17 protein-coding genes and 3 pseudogenes are annotated in these 16,590 nt (G+C 45.7%); 12 read left to right on the forward strand and 8 right to left on the reverse strand.

From position 1 onward, the window contains the following. Window positions 1-21: 21 nt before the first annotated feature. From JEU20_RS06640 to JEU20_RS06660, 7 genes and pseudogenes are all read right to left on the reverse strand, one after another. Window positions 22-777, reverse strand: coding sequence for an IS630 family transposase (locus JEU20_RS06640; RefSeq protein ID WP_245395133.1), 756 nt, complete (start codon window positions 775-777; stop codon window positions 22-24). Continuing rightward, window positions 744-1,046, reverse strand: a complete 303-nt coding sequence (locus JEU20_RS15115) for a terminase gpP N-terminus-related DNA-binding protein (protein ID WP_245395134.1) — start codon at window positions 1,044-1,046, stop codon at window positions 744-746. Before JEU20_RS15115 ends, JEU20_RS06640 begins: the two co-directional genes overlap by 34 nt. A gap of 39 nt (window positions 1,047-1,085) precedes the next feature. Then, entirely contained in the window at window positions 1,086-2,369 is a 1,284-nt protein-coding gene (locus JEU20_RS06645; RefSeq protein WP_198244424.1) for an ATP-binding cassette domain-containing protein, read from the reverse strand. Next, window positions 2,363-2,893, reverse strand: coding sequence for an HlyD family secretion protein (locus JEU20_RS15120; RefSeq protein ID WP_245395135.1), 531 nt, complete (start codon window positions 2,891-2,893; stop codon window positions 2,363-2,365). Before JEU20_RS15120 ends, JEU20_RS06645 begins: the two co-directional genes overlap by 7 nt. Before the next feature lie 27 nt (window positions 2,894-2,920). After that, a complete protein-coding gene (locus JEU20_RS15125) occupies window positions 2,921-3,202 on the reverse strand; it encodes an HlyD family secretion protein (RefSeq protein WP_245395136.1) in 282 nt (93 codons plus the stop codon). 30 nt (window positions 3,203-3,232) lie between these two features. Beyond that, window positions 3,233-4,564, reverse strand: a complete 1,332-nt coding sequence (locus JEU20_RS06655; protein ID WP_245395137.1) for a TolC family protein — start codon at window positions 4,562-4,564, stop codon at window positions 3,233-3,235. Further along, window positions 4,549-5,251: pseudogene (locus tag JEU20_RS06660) on the reverse strand (IS5 family transposase). Before JEU20_RS06660 ends, JEU20_RS06655 begins: the two are co-directional and overlap by 16 nt. Window positions 5,252-5,425: 174 nt before the next feature. Here JEU20_RS06660 and JEU20_RS06665 point away from each other — a divergent pair. The 6 genes from JEU20_RS06665 (at window position 5,426) to JEU20_RS06690 (ending at window position 13,627) form a co-directional block, all read left to right on the forward strand. Then, window positions 5,426-6,436: an HlyD family secretion protein gene (locus JEU20_RS06665; RefSeq protein WP_198244425.1), complete on the forward strand. Its 1,011-nt coding sequence runs from the start codon at window positions 5,426-5,428 to the stop codon at window positions 6,434-6,436. A gap of 131 nt (window positions 6,437-6,567) precedes the next feature. Continuing rightward, window positions 6,568-6,861 (forward strand): transposase, encoded by a 294-nt coding sequence (locus JEU20_RS06670; protein ID WP_198244427.1) that lies wholly within the window; start codon window positions 6,568-6,570, stop codon window positions 6,859-6,861. Further along, window positions 6,854-8,425 carry a DHA2 family efflux MFS transporter permease subunit gene (locus JEU20_RS06675; RefSeq protein ID WP_198244429.1) on the forward strand — a complete coding sequence of 524 codons (1,572 nt, stop codon included), beginning with the start codon at window positions 6,854-6,856 and terminating at the stop codon, window positions 8,423-8,425. Before JEU20_RS06670 ends, JEU20_RS06675 begins: the two co-directional genes overlap by 8 nt. Before the next feature lie 95 nt (window positions 8,426-8,520). After that, window positions 8,521-9,129 (forward strand): TetR/AcrR family transcriptional regulator, encoded by a 609-nt coding sequence (locus JEU20_RS06680; RefSeq protein WP_198244431.1) that lies wholly within the window; start codon window positions 8,521-8,523, stop codon window positions 9,127-9,129. After that, the gene (locus JEU20_RS06685; RefSeq protein WP_198244433.1) at window positions 9,126-10,520 is read left to right on the forward strand and encodes an efflux RND transporter periplasmic adaptor subunit; all 1,395 of its coding nucleotides are present in this window, start codon (window positions 9,126-9,128) and stop codon (window positions 10,518-10,520) included. Before JEU20_RS06680 ends, JEU20_RS06685 begins: the two co-directional genes overlap by 4 nt. Further along, window positions 10,517-13,627: an efflux RND transporter permease subunit gene (locus JEU20_RS06690; RefSeq protein WP_198244434.1), complete on the forward strand. Its 3,111-nt coding sequence runs from the start codon at window positions 10,517-10,519 to the stop codon at window positions 13,625-13,627. The genes JEU20_RS06685 and JEU20_RS06690 overlap by 4 nt, the downstream gene beginning before the upstream one ends. 135 nt (window positions 13,628-13,762) lie before the next feature. On the opposite strand, the pseudogene JEU20_RS06695 reads toward JEU20_RS06690, so the two are convergent. Beyond that, a pseudogene (locus JEU20_RS06695) lies at window positions 13,763-14,247 on the reverse strand (IS5 family transposase); the annotation flags it as partial. Between the two features lie 47 nt (window positions 14,248-14,294). Between JEU20_RS06695 and JEU20_RS14760 the strand changes: the two are divergent. The 6 genes and pseudogenes from JEU20_RS14760 (at window position 14,295) to JEU20_RS06720 (ending at window position 16,563) form a co-directional block, all read left to right on the forward strand. Further along, on the forward strand, window positions 14,295-14,459 hold the full coding sequence (locus tag JEU20_RS14760; protein WP_214657291.1) for a hypothetical protein: 165 nt from the start codon (window positions 14,295-14,297) through the stop codon (window positions 14,457-14,459). Then, window positions 14,456-14,845 (forward strand): hypothetical protein, encoded by a 390-nt coding sequence (locus JEU20_RS06700; RefSeq protein ID WP_198244437.1) that lies wholly within the window; start codon window positions 14,456-14,458, stop codon window positions 14,843-14,845. Before JEU20_RS14760 ends, JEU20_RS06700 begins: the two co-directional genes overlap by 4 nt. A gap of 223 nt (window positions 14,846-15,068) precedes the next feature. Then, a pseudogene (locus JEU20_RS06705) lies at window positions 15,069-15,551 on the forward strand (IS5 family transposase); the annotation flags it as partial. Window positions 15,552-15,596: 45 nt separating this feature from the next. Then, the gene (locus JEU20_RS06710) at window positions 15,597-15,842 is read left to right on the forward strand and encodes a helix-turn-helix domain-containing protein (protein WP_198244439.1); all 246 of its coding nucleotides are present in this window, start codon (window positions 15,597-15,599) and stop codon (window positions 15,840-15,842) included. Next, window positions 15,839-16,228, forward strand: a complete 390-nt coding sequence (locus tag JEU20_RS06715) for a HipA N-terminal domain-containing protein (RefSeq protein ID WP_198244441.1) — start codon at window positions 15,839-15,841, stop codon at window positions 16,226-16,228. Before JEU20_RS06710 ends, JEU20_RS06715 begins: the two co-directional genes overlap by 4 nt. Window positions 16,229-16,254: 26 nt before the next feature. Continuing rightward, window positions 16,255-16,563 (forward strand): HipA domain-containing protein, encoded by a 309-nt coding sequence (locus tag JEU20_RS06720; protein WP_198244443.1) that lies wholly within the window; start codon window positions 16,255-16,257, stop codon window positions 16,561-16,563. Window positions 16,564-16,590 lie beyond the last annotated feature (27 nt).

The raw sequence follows: 16,590 nt of genomic DNA on the forward strand, positions 1-16,590 counted from the left end.
ACATGAAAATAGAGCAAACCATCATGCACCGATAATTTGAAAATTCTCAGTTAAAAGTGAGCGCAAATTGTCGACATGCTTTTCTGGCTCAGAAAAGAATGTCTCGCAGGCTATTTTGAATTCTTTGAATGTTTCATAATACTGGTCATATAAGATTTCTTTCTTGAAATATCGCCAGTACCGTTCAATCAAATTAAGATTCGGCGCATACGGCGGTAAAAACACTAATTCAATTCGCGACATTTCAAGAAATTGTCTGACAGCCTTTGATCGGTAGTAGCGTGCATTATCGCAAATGATGTAAATAGTCCCAGCCTTCGGGTAACGTTCTTCAATCGCCTTACAAAGATCAATCGTTGCCTCGCCATTGATGGTGTCATAGAAGCGGCAGACAGTATCCAGAGAATCGATATTGACTGCACCGTTGACATTGAGACGTTGACGCCCGGTATTACTCTGAATCGTGAATTCCACACCACGCTTAATCCAACCACAAGCCATTACAGGATTATGTTGTGGATGAACACCATCCATGAACAATATCAAGTCTTCGGGCTGCTTGTCTTCCTTTAGTTGTTGATATTTCTCAAGGAACTCCAGTTGGGCTTTTGCATTAGCTTTGCCGGGTATCAGCTTGGGCTTTTTATAGACATAACCCAAGCGATGCAGCAAGGCTGTCACACCGCGTTCACTATAGCGAACCTGCCAACGCTCTTTAATGTAAGCTGCAACCGATTTAGCGGTTAAGTGAAGATTTTTCTGCAGATATTCATCCAACTCGGTCGCTTCTGAAACCGATAAGAAACTGGCACTTCCAACATGCTGAGTTTGTAGGAGTTAGCAAGACCACCTTTCTTATATTTTCGATAGTAGGTACGGATTGTATTGCGGTCAATGAGAAGTGCTTCGGCAACGTTTGTTGCTGACCAGCCTGAACCTAAAAGAATGATGGCTTTAACTCGGTCTGCATCACGTTTTTCTCGAAGCTCACCATGGGCTTCGCGCAAATCGGCTAATTCAGTCTCTGGAAGGGTGTAATTCGACATGGCCTTATTTTATATATTTCACTCCATTACGTCATCTTTTTATGCTAAATTCTCATTTGCGAAGAGTATATAACCAATACGTTCCTTGATCATTTGCCCTGCAAAACGCATATTAGCACCGGCCACTTCGCCTTCACCTGCCGTAGGCGGCAAGATGCCGGTCAGCATTTTGATCACCGTAGTTTTACCGGCACCATTGGCGCCTAACAAGCCAAATATTTCCCCTTGTCGTACGCTGAAGCTAATGTTATCGACTGCCCGAAATGCGCCAAAATCACGACATAACTCCCGCGCCGCGATAGCAACGCCAGATGGCCGCTTAAGCGGATTGGCGGTGTTGACGGGGATGGAGTGATGAGCGGTTCGGTCGACTTGTTTTTTGTGTCGAAGCTGTGCAATGAAGGTATCTTCTAAAGTGGGTTCTATGGCGAGGATGGATTTAAGGGGGATGTCTGGCACAGTTTGCGTGACTAAATTCGCAGCATCGTCCAGCGACTGCCGGTCGATGAATACTCTGATGGTATTGCCCATCACATCGACTTGCTCGAAACGGCTTTTGATGCCTTCGAGTGCCTTAGTCAGTGTTTCAGCTTCCAGTTCCACCACACTGCCCGGGATCTGCCTTTGAATGTCGTCTGGCTCACCAGACGCCAGAACCTGACCTTCATGCATCATCGATAGGCGATGAAAGCGGCTGGCTTCGTCCATATAAGCGGTTGAAATCAAAGCTGTCATGCCATGTTCTTGCAACAGCTCGGCCAGAATAGCCCAAAAATCCCGCCGCGAAACTGGATCGACACCAGTTGTTGGCTCATCCAAAATTACCAGTTCCGGTTGGTGAATCAGCGTACAGACCAGTCCTAACTTTTGCTTCATTCCGCCCGACAGGTTTTTCATGGCACGATCGCGGAATTGTTCCAGCCGGGTCATTTTGAGCAGTTTCTGTTTACGTTCAGTAAGCAGCTCTGGCGTTACAAGTCGAAGCTGGGCGAAAAAATCAATATTTTCTTCAACGGATAAGTCTGCGTACAAATTCAATCCTAGTCCTTGCGGCATAAACCCTAAGCGTTCTTTTACCCGTTCCGCCGCCGCTTCTGAATCAAGATTCACATTAAACACCTGCAGCTGACCCTGTTCGAATGCCAACACGCCGGCAATGGCCTTCATCACACTGCTTTTACCGCTGCCATCCGGGCCAATCAGACCATAAATTTCGCCACGCCTGACGGTTAAATCTAAATTCTGAATGGCAATCTGCTGTTTATAGCACTTGCCAAGGCCTTGCGCCCGAACAACAATTTCAGCCGACGGGGCAGCTACCATTGCGGCCTGGCCCAAGGTGTCTGTTGGCGCCAGCGAATGATGGCATCGGCTGGAAGCCCGGGTGTAAAACGATGCGCCGGGTTTTCATCCAGATACAGTTTAACGGCATACACCAGCTTGACGCGCTCATCGGGTGTTTGCACTTCTTTAGGGGTAAATTCGGCCTGCGAGGCAATATAACGCACAGTGGCAGGCAAGGGCTGGTCGGGGAAGGCATCGGTATAAATTTTGGCGGGTAGATGTAAGCGAACCTTGCCGATTTTATTTTCTGCCACATAGACCTTTAAATACAGCTTATCCAGATCGACAATATCAAATAAAGGACTGCCTGCCGTCACGACTTCACCGACATCGGCAATGCGGGTGGTAATCATGCCGCTGACTGGCGCCTTGATGGTTAAATCATCAAGCATGCTTTGGATTTCTGTCACCGCAGCGTGAGTTTGTTTGAGCTGGGCGGCAACGGCGTTGACGTCATCTTTCCGAGCTTCGATTTGTTCCCTGCCCAGTTGTGCTTCGGCCAATTGTTTTTCAGCCTGAATTAAAGCGGCCTAGGCTTGTTGCAGTTTTGCTCGAATTTGCGCATCATCCAGTTTAATCAATGGCTGGCCAGCCTGGACCTGATCACCTTCTCGCGCCAATAACGCGATGATGCGACCAGGCCATTTACTGGCGACCGTGTAATGGTCACCTTCTATGCGCCCATTGGCTTGCACCAGTCCTTCTGGTAATGGTGGTTGACGCTGGCTAAGCCACCACAGTACAAAAAACAGCGCAATGATAAAAAGTCCCGCTATTACGATAATGCTTGTTTTGTTGCTGTTTTTCATCATGACTGTTCTTTTTATCGTGAAAAGGCCGGGTTACAGAATCCCAATCGCCCAGCGTAGATTGATCTTGGCCTGCTGGTGATCAAAATACGCCGTGTTGTAGTTATCGTGCGTTGTTGTGCGTAGCTCCTCTGCTTTTAATACGTCGGTATTGGTTGAAAGCCCCTGTTGGTAGCGGTTGGTGGTGACTTTCAGATTTTCTTCGGCCTGTTCGATAGCCTGTTGGGTCACTTCTAAGCGTTTTTGGGTTTCTTGTACATCCAGCCAAGCCTGCCTGACCTGCAAAGCGATTTGGGTGGTGACATCGTTAAGTTGTTGCTTCAAGGCTAATGCTTGTGTCGCCAACGCATTGCCTTGATGACGGGTGCTGCCATCAAATAATTTCCAATCCATACCGACGCCGACCTGCCACATGCCTTCAAAGGCTTGATAACGGTTTTCCTGATATTTATAGCCGCCGTTGATTGCAATTTGGGGTAGGAGGGTCGCCTTGACACTCTTGGCCTGCTGCTCAAATGAGGTCATTTGCTGGGTTAACAGAGTGATTTCCGGTCTCATTTTCAACGCCTGTTGCGACAGTTCTTCCAAGGTACCAAGAGGGGCTTTGGGAAAATCGGTGGACACGGTAACCTGGGTTGTCAAGTCACGCACCAGTAGTTGATTGTATTGTGCTCGCATGATATCCAGCGTATTTTTAGCCTGCACCACCTGCTGCTCGGCATTAGCCAGTTCTACGCTCGCCGCCAATTTGTCATTACGAGCGACCATGCCTTGAGCATAGAGATTATTGACATCCTGGGCATGGGATTGGAGTGAATCGGCATGACTTTGCGCCACTTTCACACTGCTTTCTGCTCGTAACACATTGATATAGGCCTGCGCCACACGCTGTTTGATGGCTTGCAAAGTCACCGCCTGCTGTTGCTTGGTGGCGGCAAGATTCGCCTTGGCAGATTCAATAGTATGGCTAATTCGGCCGCTGGTAAAAACCGGCAGGGTGACCAGTGCTTTGGCGTTGCCGCTGCTCGGTTCACTCATGTTGAAAGTTGCCGTGCGTCCTGCAATCTGGGTTTTGGCCGCGGGCGTTTCACTGAGTTGAGTATAAGAACCGCCAATAGTGAGTTGTGGCAGACGCAAGCCCTGTGCAGAATCAAGCTGCTGCTGAGAAGACAGGGTCTGAGCTTCGGCCGATTTTAGTCGATAGTTATGTTCAATTGCCTGTTGCCAGGCCTGCTGTAAGGTTTCTGCCTGGATGTTGCCGGCAAATAACAAAATCATCAGACTGTTGAATAAAAGTGGAAGGATCACTCTATGAATATTATGCCGTAACATTAGGGGCTGTTGCCATTTCACATAGGTAACCATAAAAAGGCGCAAGCCAGAGCGATAGAGCCTTCAAAATTTCGTTTGAGTTTGTCATATCGCGTGGCGATCGCTCTGAAATGCTTAAGTCTTGCAAACACATTTTCAACGAGATGGCGATATTTGTAGAGACACCAATCCATTTCATCATTTCCCCGAGTTGAATTCTTTTTCTTGGTCACTGTCATAGCCTCTGTCAGCAACTATATAGTCACCTTTTGGGAGCTCTGCAACTAATTTCGGTGCTTCTTTACAGTCATGAACTTCGCCGCCTGTCACTGAGAAATGAATAGGAAGACCACAGGCATCAACGGCCATATGAATTTTACTGGTGTTCCCGGCGACAGATTTCCCTATCGCTGTTTCTTGTTCACAGGCCGCACCACTACTATGCTGATGTGCTTTCACAATACTCCCATCAATAAATTCCCATTCCAGGTCTGGATCAACAACCAAGGCGTTAAAAATACCCATCAGTTTTTCTTTACGAGACCAGTCATTGAATCGTTTATATACCGCATTCCAATTACCAAAAGCCGTGGGTAAATCTCTCCAGGGACAACCTACTCGCAAGCGATAAAAAATACCTTCGACTGTTTTTCGAAGACAAGGTTTGTCATAAATTCCCATTTTCAACATAATTATCTTCAGTTTCTCCCAAAGTTCATCCGTAAGCATTTGTCGGGGCATAGTTTGCTTGTTTTTGAGTCAAAATAAACAATCTATGTGGCGGAGTTATTGAATTTCAAGGGGGATTTTCAAAACGGCAACAGCCCCTATTGATACCTTGTAAATAAAACGTGAGCCTGTTTTACGATCTGCTGTAAACTGAAATGTATTGTTTAGTTTAACAAGGTTTTGAATATGCGTGGACGCACGGCTGTTATCAGCCTCATTATTATTCTTATATTGGTGGCGATAGTTTACTGGTTATTACAGCGCCAGCAGTATGAAACGACCGATAATGCCTATTTGAAGGCCAACAAGGTTTTGATCAGCGCCAAGGTGCAGGGCTATGTCAGTCAACGCTTGATCGATGATAACCAGCGGGTCAAACAAGGGGATGTGCTGGTTGTGATCGATGATCGCGACTATCAGGCCCGGCTGGCACAAGCTGAAGCCAACATGCTCGCCCAAAAGGCACAAATCAACCGGCTAAAAGCCATGAAACAGGTGCAACAAGCGCGTATCAACAGTGCCAAAGCAGATGTTGAGGCGGCAAAAATCAAGCTGGCATTGTTGCGTAAAGATTTAAAGCGTTTTAACAACTTGATACGACAAGGTTCGGCCAGTACGCAATCACTGGACAACATACAGACCCAGGTCAAGCAGACTGCCGCTGAATTGAGCAGCCATGAGGCACAGTTACTGGCAGAAAAAGGTCAGTTACTGACATTGGATAGCGACATCGAAGCGACGAAGGCCAATCTGAAAAGCGCCCAAGCGCAGTGGCAGCTGGCTAAACTGGATTTGGAAAACACCCGGGTTCGGGCGCCGTTTGATGGCATTATCGGACGCCGTGGCGTAGAAGTTGGGCAGCTGGTGACACCAGGGTTGGCACTAGCTTATTTGGTGGAAGACAATAAAATCTGGCTGGAGGCTAATTTTAAAGAGACTCAGGTGGAATTTATGCGTCCAGGCCAGCCGGTTGAGATTCATGTTGATGCTTATCCCGATAAAACCTTTTACGGTGAGGTGAAAAGTTTTTCACCGGCCACAGGCTCAGAATTCAGTATTTTGCCACCCGAAAATGCGACCGGAAACTTCACTAAAATTGTTCGCCGCGTGCCGGTAAAAATTGTGTTTGATAGCGATCAGGACATCCGTCTACTCAAACCCGGTTTTTCCGTTGTTGTCAGTGTCAAGGTTCGGTAATAATTATCACCGTAGGGGGCAATTCATGAATTGCCCGGACAGATTTATGAATCGACCCGACATCTGTACGGTAATTTCGCACTATGATAGGCTCAGTGAAACCAGCTAAACGAAATCGACGCTCGATACGTTTGAAAAATTATGATTACTCGCAGGCGGGAGTGTATTTTGTCACACTATGCACAGACAGGCATGTGTGTTTATTGGGTAATATTGTTGATAATGAAATGGTCTTGAATGATTTAGGGCGGATTGTGCATCAGGTGTGGATTGATATGCCTTGTTATTATGACAATATTGAAATAGGAAATTTTGTCATAATGCCAAATCATTTTCATGGCATTGTCTATATCACACACCCCGTAGGGGCAATTCATGAATTGCCCCTGCCAGGTTATGAATTTTTCGTATTGATTCATGGCTGAAGTGATTGTAAAAACTGCAGAAAAACCACTCACTAGCGCCCAGTGGATTGGCTTTTTCAGTATGGCGGTTGGTGTCTTCATGGCGGTGCTGGATATTCAGATTGTCGCCAGTTCCTTGCAGGAAATTCAGGCCGGCCTGTCGGCGACACAAGATGAAATTGCCTGGGTGCAAACCTCTTATCTAATTGCCGAAGTCATCATCATTCCATTATCCGGCTGGCTGGGCAAAGTGTTTTCCACTCGCTATCTCTATGTGATTTCAGCCGGTGGCTTCACACTGGCCAGCTTAGCCTGTGCCTTTGCCTGGAATTTACCCAGCATGATTGTGTTCAGGGCTTTGCAAGGTTTTCTGGGCGGCGCCATGATTCCTATGACCTTCACCGTCATCTTCATCATGTTTCCAAAACGCTTGCATGGCCCAATGACAATTGTATTGGGTTTGATTGTCACCATCGCCCCGACCGTCGGCCCGGTTCTGGGTGGCTATTTAACCGCAACCTACAGTTGGGAAGTATTATTTTTAATCAATGTCTTACCCGGTCTTTTGGTTTGTATGCTGGTGTGGCGGTATGTCGATATTGATCAGCCAAACTGGCGCTTACTGAAAAAAATTGATTTTGTCGGCATTATTCTGATTGCCCTGTGTTTAGGTTGTATGCAGTTTGTGCTGGAAGAGGGGTTTCGCAAACAATGGTTTGAGGACTCCCTGATCGTAACATTGACATTTATTTCAGTTGTCAGCGGTATTGCTATGCTCATTTGGGAGCTTAAAAATCCACATGCGATTATCGATTTATACGCCTTTCGCAATATCAATTTTGCCGTCGGTTGCTTATACAGCTTTGTGTTAGGTATCGGGTTATACACCATCATTTATTTAACCCCGATTTATCTGGCTAGCATTAAAGGTTTAAACAGCTTGCAAATTGGCTATTACCTGATGGTCGTTGGCTTGTTTCAATTGCTATCCGCTTTTATCGCCGGGCCGTTGGAAAAAAAGATGGATTTGCGCTGGATGCTGGCGCTGGGATTTGGTTTGTTTGCGCTCGGCTCGTGGATGAATACCGGCCTGACGGCCGAATCCGGTTACTGGGAATTTTTCTGGCCGCAAGCGGTACGCGGCACGGCGTTGATGTTATGTTTTTTGCCCATAAACACGCTGGCTTTAGGTCTGCTGCCGCCTGAAGAGGTCAATAATGCCAGTGGGTTATACAACCTGATGCGTAATCTAGGTGGAGCCATTGGCCTTGCGGTGGCCAATACCCAGATTATTTATTTCACCAAAGCCAATTACGCCATCTTTCGCGAATCAATTACGGCAACCGATTATCAAGCTCAGGCAATGTTACAGCAACTGACCGAGCTGATGGCTATGCACGGCCTGCCTGAGCCGCAGTTAGCTGCACTCAAACAACTCGCAGGGCTTGCCTTACGCGAGGCGGAAGTCATTACCTTTAACAACTTGTTTTTTGTTATTGCCATGATATTCGCAGGTTCTTTAGCTATTGCCCCGTTCCTGAAAAAAGTTGATCCCGAAAAAGTGGGTGAGAGACCAATGGAATAATGGTTTGCCAAGGGTGAATCCAATCAATTAGGGGTTTACAGAAGCGACTCAATGTAAGATGATAGTAACTAATTACTATCTTTTTTGGATTAACCATGTCATTGAATCGCAAACACCTTCCCGCCAATGAGCGTCGGGCTATCACCGTAGAAGCCGTCATTGAACTGGCCGCCAAACAAAATCCTGGAGATATCACGACGGCAGCGATTGCCAAACATATGAATCTGACGCAGGGGGCATTGTTTCGGCATTTTCCAAATAAAGAAGCCATCTGGCAGGCTGTCATGGAATGGGTGAAAGAGCGCATGCTGGCGCGGATAGATAGGTCAGCAAAGGCGGCTGCGACGCCGCTTGCAGCATTAGAAGCAGTATTCATGGCCCATATTGATTTTGTTTCCAGCTATCCGGGGGTCCCGCGTATGCTGTTTGGTGAGTTGCAGCGTTCTGAAGAAACGGCAGCCAAGTGTTTAGCGCGAGTATTGATAAAGAAATATGCCGAGCGTGTCGCTGAATTGATCGAAAAGGGTAAAAGCGAGGGTGAAATTGACCCGGCTGTGGACAAAGTGGCGGCCAGTATATTGTTTATCGGGAGCATACAAGGATTAGTGATGCAGTCATTGCTAGCCGGGGATATTGGCGGTATGAAAGACAAGGCGGTGGGTGTTTTTGCGATCTATCGCCGTGGCATCGAAGAAAAGTCATGAAAAATTTTTTAAAAAAAGCGATTGTTCTTCCGCTGATTGTCTTTATCGCTTTGGCATGGGTGATGTACAAGGTGATATCCAAACCACCGATTGAACATGAAAAACAGCATTTTCCCACTAAAACAGTGGAGATCATTAGCGCCAGGAAATTGCCTTTCCGTTATCATGCTACGGCGTATGGCTCGGTAGAGCCGGTTGTTGCCTTGAACGTCAAAACAGAGACTAGCGGCAAGATCAGTTATATTCACCCCGCGTTTAAAAAAGGTGCCAGTCTGGCTAAGGGTACCGTGGTTTTACGCATTGAGCCCACGGCTTTTGAGTTTTCGCTGGATCAAAGTAAGGCGGTGCTAGACAGTAGCCAATATTCTCTCAAGCAATTGGAGGCCGAAGAGAAAAGCCTTCGGCGTTCTGTCAAAATTGCCCAGAAAAATCTACAGATTGGCGAAAAAGAATTGGAACGCTTTCTAAAACTCTGGGAGAAGCGGCTTGTTCCTCGTTCCGCTGTTGATTCAGAAGAGCAAAAGGTTTTACAGCTCCGTCAACAACTTGAAGATTTACAGGGCAAACTTGCCAGCTATTCCAGTCGTAAGTCTGCGACCTTAGCGCAAATCAAAAAATCCAGAACGCAGCTTGCACAAAGTAAGGATACCCTAGGGCGTACCGAAATCCGTCTGCCTTTTGATGCGCGTATCGGTCAGGTTGCGGTCGAAAAAGGTGAGTATGTCGCGGTCGGCGCTTTATTGTTTGAAGCCTTGGGTATTCAGGCTGTCGAGATTAAGACGCAACTGCCTATAAATCAGTTTTTAGCTTTGATCAGTGGGCTGGGCTGGGACAATCTGAATCTTAAAAAGCCGGAAGATTTACAGGCCGTATTTTCAAGGCTTCAATTAGAGGCTAATGTGCGTCTGGTCGGTGACAAAAGTAAATTGGCCAAATGGCAAGGTGAGTTGATTCGCATTGGCGAATCTGTTGACCCTGTCCGGCATACAATAGACCTGGTTGTTGTGGTCAATAACCCTTATGCCGACATCATTCCCGGTAAACGTCCCCCCTTATTGAAAGGCATGTATGTCGCGGTCGATTTTTTCACCCCGGCACAAGCGAGGCTAGTTGTACCCAGAAAGGCTATCCACCAGGGGCGTATTTATATCGCTAAAGAAAATGACCGACTTGAAATTCGTTCGGTAGACATCCTTCATAAACAAGGGCCGCTGGTTGTGATCGAAACGGGAGTCAAAGCCGAGGAAAGCATTATTATTAGTGATGTGATTCCGGTCATTGAAGGGTTGCCGCTAAAACCTGTGCGGGCGCGTGGTTATGAAAAACGACTGGCCTTAGAGGCGCTCGGCGAAGCCGAGCTAGATACTGCCAATAACAGGGGGACGGAATGATTCGTTATTTTGCAGCCCATCCTACCCTCAGTAATATTTTAATGATGGCGATTATCGCCATTGGCCTTTATTCATTAGGTGGCTTAAATAAAGAATCCTTTCCGCTGCTCAAGCCCAGCAAGGTTCAGGTTAGCGTGGCTTACCCAGGCGCGAGTCCGGCGGATGTCGAAGATGGCATTTGCAAGCCGCTGGAAGATGCCACAGATGGCATCAGCTTTTTAAAAGAGCAGGAATGCGATGCCCGTGACAATATGGCTATTTTTACATTGGAAATGCAGGAAGCGGGCAATATACGACAATTTAGCGATGATATTAAAACAGAAATCGATGCCATCCAGAATTTTCCCGACAATATAGAGGAGCCTGTCATCAAGCAGTTGGGGCGAACCAACCCGGTTGTCAATATCGCGCTCACCTCGGATAAATTGACATTGAGTGAATTAAAGGCCCTGGCGGAGCATTATCGTGATCGCCTGATTGCTATGCCGGAAATTCCCATTGTGACAATAGAGGGATTTTCGAGTCATCAATTACAGGTCTTGATCCACCCCGACACACAAAAAAAATACCGGCTCAGCGTCAAGGAGATTGCCGACTTGATTGCCGCTCAAGCATTGGAATTACCGTCCGGGACGCTGGAGACTTCGGAAGTCACTTATCAGATCCAATTTGATAATGCCAGAAAAACAGTCGATGAATTGGCGGAACTGGTGATCCTCAATACGCCTACGGGTGGCGAAATCAAATTGAGCGATATTGCTATCATCAAGGATAAATTTGAAAAACCGGAAGAACGTATTGAGTTGAATGGAAAGCCGGCGGCACTGCTTAAAATCAGTAAAAACACCATAGATGATACATTAAACGTTGCAGATGCCGTGGCCGCATTTGTTGACAATGAGAATAGCATCCTCCCTGAAGGTACTCGGCTGACGATTGTCAATGATCATTCCACACTGGTACGCGACCGCTTACAGCTACTCCAGAGCAATGGTTGGCAGGGTCTTGTTCTGGCGACGCTTATGTTGCTGCTGTTTTTTTCATGGCGCTACACGTTTTGGATCGCTTTAGGATTGCCCATTTCATTTTTGGGCGGGCTTGCCATCATGGTCATATTTGGTGTGAGTATCAATATGATCTCAATGGTTGCCTTGTTGATGGCGATTGGTATTTTAATGGATGATGCCATTGTATTGTCTGAGAGTATTGATCATGAATACCGAAAAGGAAAATCAACACTAGATGCGGTTGTCGATGGCAGTCGAAAAGTGTTTCGTGGTGTGTTTTCCTCTTACCTCACCTCTGCCTTTTTATTTGGTAGCCTGTTAATGATGAAAGGCGATCTAGGGCAGATATTAGGCGTATTGCCTGTCGTTTTGTTAGCGGTGTTGACTGTCAGTCTGATTGAAGCCTTTCTGGTATTGCCTCATCATTTGAAACAATCACTGAATCATGTGTCTGGTAAAAAACCACCCGCATGGCGGCAACGATTTGAAGGCATGTTCAATCAACTTCGTCATGCGGTAGGGGGTGTCGCCCAAATGGCCATGCAGTACCGGTATCTGACCGTAGGGGTTGCACTGGCGATGTTGATTTTTTCGGTGGGTTTTATTGCCACGGGTACGATTAAATTCAAGGCATTCCCAGATTTAGAAGGTAATACGCTGGAAGCCAGGGTTCTGCTGCCGCAGGGTACGCCATTGGCGGAAACTGAAAGAGTGGTGGATATATTGCTTGATGCATTGCAACGCACCAATGAAGCGCTTAGCCAAAATGAAGTCGAGCCCCTGATAAAAAATGTACAACTTTCGTATGGCAAACATGGCGATGTTCCCGAGCAGGGTACGCATCTGGCCACACTGAGTATCGATTTACTGAATACCGAAAAACGCAACACCCGCCTTCCTGAATTGATCCGGCTTTGGAAACAAAATACCGAACCATTACCGAATGTATTGAATATTCAATATAAAGAGCCTAAGTTAGGTCCTGCGGGACGTGCTATTCACATTCGTCTGAGTGGGCCTAATCTGGATGACTTATCAAAGGCATCATGGGCGGTACAAAACGCACTCAGAGGCTATAAGGGTGTCTATAATTTGCTGGATGATCTTCGTCCCGGCAAGCCACAATATACCATCACACTTAAGCCGGGGGCATTGGCTGCAGGTCTCGATTCACAAAGTGTCGCTTTACAACTGCGGGCGGCGTATCTGGAAGGTGAAGTCAGAGAGATTTACAACGGCCGTGAAGCCTATGAAATTATTGCCAAATTGGATAGTTCGCATGGTCATGAATTATATGATTTTGACAATCTTAGCGTATTTTCAAAAACCGGCGAGGCTATTCCGCTGAGTCGAGTGGCCAATATTCGTGAAGAACGTGACGTTTCCCGCATAGGCCATATCAATCATCAACGCACGGTCAATATATATGGCGATGTCGATGCGGATATTGCCAACACCTCAGAAATCATTGCTAGTCTCCAGCCGTTTTTAGAGATATTGCAAAAGAACTACCCTGAAATCAGCTTCAAAATTAAAGGAGAGGTTGAAAATGGCACAGAAACCAAACAATCCATACTCTCCGGCTTCGGCCTGGGCGCATTTGCCGTATTCCTTTTGTTAAGCCTGCAATTTCGTAATTACCGTGAACCACTTATCGTCATGATTAATATTCCTCTGGCCTTGATCGGTGCGATTTGGGGGCATTTGATCATGGGGCTGGATTTTACCCTGCCGAGCATGATTGGCTTTGTTTCTTTGGCAGGCGTCGTGGTGAATGATTCGATTCTGTTGGTTGAGTTTGTAAAATATCGTGTCGCAGAAGGCATGATGCTTCACGATGCCGCCAGACAAGCGGTGCATGATCGGTTTCGCGCTATTTTTCTCACCTCTGTCACCACCATTGCCGGTATGACGCCCTTACTCTTTGAAACCAGCACGCAAGCCTTGATCCTGGTTCCTTTAGTTACTAGTATTGTGTTTGGTATGTTGACCTCCACGCTATTGATTATGATGGTATTGCCGGCGATGTATGCCATTATGGAAGACATCGGCTTTGTCACATTAACAACAAAGACACAGCAAACGGTAGCACATCTTTAGAAAAATAAAGGATTCGAGCCTCTGGCCTCGGCCTTCGGAGTGCTAAAAAACAGAATGAGGCTGTTTGTGTTTGTATGACGTTAAATTACATAATTAGATGTTTTAAAATGATTTTGTTTAGGGGCTGTTGCCATTTCACATAGGTAACCATAAAAAGGCGCAAGCCAGAGCGATAGAGCCTTCAAAATTTCGTTTGAGTTTGTCATATCGCGTGGCGATCGCTCTGAAATGCTTAAGTCTTGCAAACACATTTTCAACGAGATGGCGATATTTGTAGAGACACCAATCCATTTCATCATTTCCCCGAGTTGAATTCTTTTTCTTGGGATAACAGGAACAGCCCCTTTGTCTTTAATTTGAAGACGTAATGCTTCACTGTCATAGCCTCTGTCAGCAACTATATAGTCACCTTTTGGGAGCTCTGCAACTAATTTCGGTGCTTCTTTACAGTCATGAACTTCGCCGCCTGTCACTGAGAAATGAATAGGAAGACCACAGGCATCAACGGCCATATGAATTTTACTGGTGTTCCCGGCGACAGATTTCCCTATCGCTGTTTCTTGTTCACAGGCCGCACCACTACTATGCTGATGTGCTTTCACAATACTCCCATCAATAAATTACAGCCCCTAGTGTTGACAGTTATCAATTATATGCGAATTGCGAAATGCTGATAGGCGGGAAAGAGATTACTCAAGAATATGATGTCGAACATTTTTTTGACCGTTTTAAAACTAGAGAATCAGCCATTGAACTTAAACATCCAAGTGATAAAAAATATTCAATTATTGGAACCGAATCGACAGTGGACTTGTTCAAATTAATGATTTGAATCTGAATGCTAATTTTGAACGGTTCGACTCAAGCACTGCACTTGGAATAAAAGTAACAGGGAATAATGGTGCATTGAGGACGCATAATGTCTATATCTATCAATCTGCTGATTATTGCATATTCATCGCACAAGCGGTTCCGCCAGACATCATCAATCAACTGCACGGTAAGCAGAAAGAGAAAAAGATTATCGAATACACTTGGGTTAGAAACCGTCATGCCGATGTCGTCGATTTCTTTTTAGACGAGCACGGCAATATTAGCGGTAGAATTATTCATCCAGCCACTAGCCTGGATTGGGAAGAGTTTATATTTTATATCTATATCCTTGCCGTTGAGGCGGACAGGTTGGAGTACGTTTTTTCACAGGAAGACATTTTATAGTGATAGTTTCATCATTATGAAACTGACAAAGGCACAACTCTCTTGATGAAAACTATCAGGTGATATTGGATGTCCAAACTTAGGAAGTTATTGGGTTGACAGTCGCTTTTTTGTTAACTCGTAAGAGCAATTAACTTTTAGAATCAGCAACAAAGAAAAATACTACTGATCAGTAATTTCTAGGAACAGTATCCAATATTTCGCTATAATATTAGGGGCTGTTATTGATGGGAGTATTGTGAAAGCACATCAGCATAGTAGTGGTGCGGCCTGTGAACAAGAAACAGCGATAGGGAAATCTGTCGCCGGGAACACCAGTAAAATTCATATGGCCGTTGATGCCTGTGGTCTTCCTATTCATTTCTCAGTGACAGGCGGCGAAGTTCATGACTGTAAAGAAGCACCGAAATTAGTTGCAGAGCTCCCAAAAGGTGACTATATAGTTGCTGACAGAGGCTATGACAGTGAAGCATTACGTCTTCAAATTAAAGACAAAGGGGCTGTTCCTGTTATCCCAAGAAAAAAAGAATTCAACTCGGGGAAATGATGAAATGGATTGGTGTCTCTACAAATATCGCCATCTCGTTGAAAATGTGTTTGCAAGACTTAAGCATTTCAGAGCGATCGCCACGCGATATGACAAACTCAAACGAAATTTTGAAGGCTCTATCGCTCTGGCTTGCGCCTTTTATGGTTACCTATGTGAAATGGCAACAGCCCCTACTGCTCAGTAACTTATTTTCCTGTCATCATGCAAAATTCCGAAAAAGTACCGTACGGTACGATTAAAAGTGTTTCCGAAATGGGCGCATTAGTGCGGCAACATCGAAAATCTCAGAAAATTCGTATTGAAGATTTATCCGATATGGCGATGATAAGTGCTCGTCTGATCGGTGAATTTGAACGTGGAAAAGAGACCTGCCAGATTGGGAAGGTTCTGCAGATTCTGAAGTTTCTAGGCTTGGAGATTCGCATCGTTCCCAGAGGCTCTGAATGATTGAAGACGAACTAAACGTCTGGTTTGAAGATCAGATTGTCGGTTATTTATGGCGAAATAACCGGGGAGCTATGTCGTTTAAATATGATGACAGCTGGAATAAATTTTCGCTATCCATCAGCCTGCCATTACACAAACCCCATGATGATTTAACAGCACACCGTTTCTTCGCTAATCTTTTACCCGAAGGTTCTGCCAGAGACAGGCTTTGTAGGCGATTCAGATGTCCTGATACAGATTTTGATTTATTACGTGAAATCGGCAGTGAATGTGCTGGCGCTATTGCTATTCTACCGATCGAAAAAGATCCGGACCTTGATCAAAGTTATCAAAAACTGAATGATCAGTCTTTAAAAAACTCATTGAAACACATGGCGCATCGATAAGCCTTGAAGATAAACCAAGACTGTCATTGGCTGGCGCCCAGGATAAGGTAACCGTCCATGTGAAAGACGACGGGATTTACTTGCCAATCAATCAGACCCCTTCAACGCATATCCTGAAATTTGAGGTGAACGATTTTAAAAATGTTCCACTTTACGAGGTCTATACCACCTGGTTAGCCAAGGCTGTCGGACTTAATACCATCGATATACAACTGAAGGAGATGGATTACACCCGTTACACTCTTTCCAAGCGATATGATCGAAAAGAAGGGCAAAAGATAACCCGCATTCATCAAGAAGATTTTTGTCAAGCATTAGGGGCTGTATCCCCTTGAAATTCAATAACTCCGCCACATAGATTG

Origin of the sequence: methane-oxidizing endosymbiont of Gigantopelta aegis (assembly GCF_016097405.1) — a bacterium.
Lineage (GTDB): Bacteria > Pseudomonadota > Gammaproteobacteria > Methylococcales > Methylomonadaceae > Methylomarinum.

What these genes read in the sequence shown, in the direction of transcription:
- JEU20_RS06690 (WP_198244434.1), top strand. Translation starts at nt 10,517, where the DNA reads ATGATTCGTTATTTTGCAGCCCATCCTACCCTCAGTAATATTTTAATG.
- JEU20_RS06645 (WP_198244424.1), bottom strand. Translation starts at nt 2,369, where the DNA reads ATGGTAGCTGCCCCGTCGGCTGAAATTGTTGTTCGGGCGCAAGGCCTT.
- JEU20_RS15125 (WP_245395136.1), bottom strand. Translation starts at nt 3,202, where the DNA reads ATGATGAAAAACAGCAACAAAACAAGCATTATCGTAATAGCGGGACTT.
- JEU20_RS15115 (WP_245395134.1), bottom strand. Translation starts at nt 1,046, where the DNA reads ATGTCGAATTACACCCTTCCAGAGACTGAATTAGCCGATTTGCGCGAA.
- JEU20_RS06675 (WP_198244429.1), top strand. Translation starts at nt 6,854, where the DNA reads ATGGCTGAAGTGATTGTAAAAACTGCAGAAAAACCACTCACTAGCGCC.
- JEU20_RS06710 (WP_198244439.1), top strand. Translation starts at nt 15,597, where the DNA reads ATGCAAAATTCCGAAAAAGTACCGTACGGTACGATTAAAAGTGTTTCC.
- JEU20_RS06665 (WP_198244425.1), top strand. Translation starts at nt 5,426, where the DNA reads ATGCGTGGACGCACGGCTGTTATCAGCCTCATTATTATTCTTATATTG.
- JEU20_RS14760 (WP_214657291.1), top strand. Translation starts at nt 14,295, where the DNA reads ATGCTGATAGGCGGGAAAGAGATTACTCAAGAATATGATGTCGAACAT.
- JEU20_RS06655 (WP_245395137.1), bottom strand. Translation starts at nt 4,564, where the DNA reads ATGGTTACCTATGTGAAATGGCAACAGCCCCTAATGTTACGGCATAAT.
- JEU20_RS06685 (WP_198244433.1), top strand. Translation starts at nt 9,126, where the DNA reads ATGAAAAATTTTTTAAAAAAAGCGATTGTTCTTCCGCTGATTGTCTTT.
- JEU20_RS06680 (WP_198244431.1), top strand. Translation starts at nt 8,521, where the DNA reads ATGTCATTGAATCGCAAACACCTTCCCGCCAATGAGCGTCGGGCTATC.
- JEU20_RS06715 (WP_198244441.1), top strand. Translation starts at nt 15,839, where the DNA reads ATGATTGAAGACGAACTAAACGTCTGGTTTGAAGATCAGATTGTCGGT.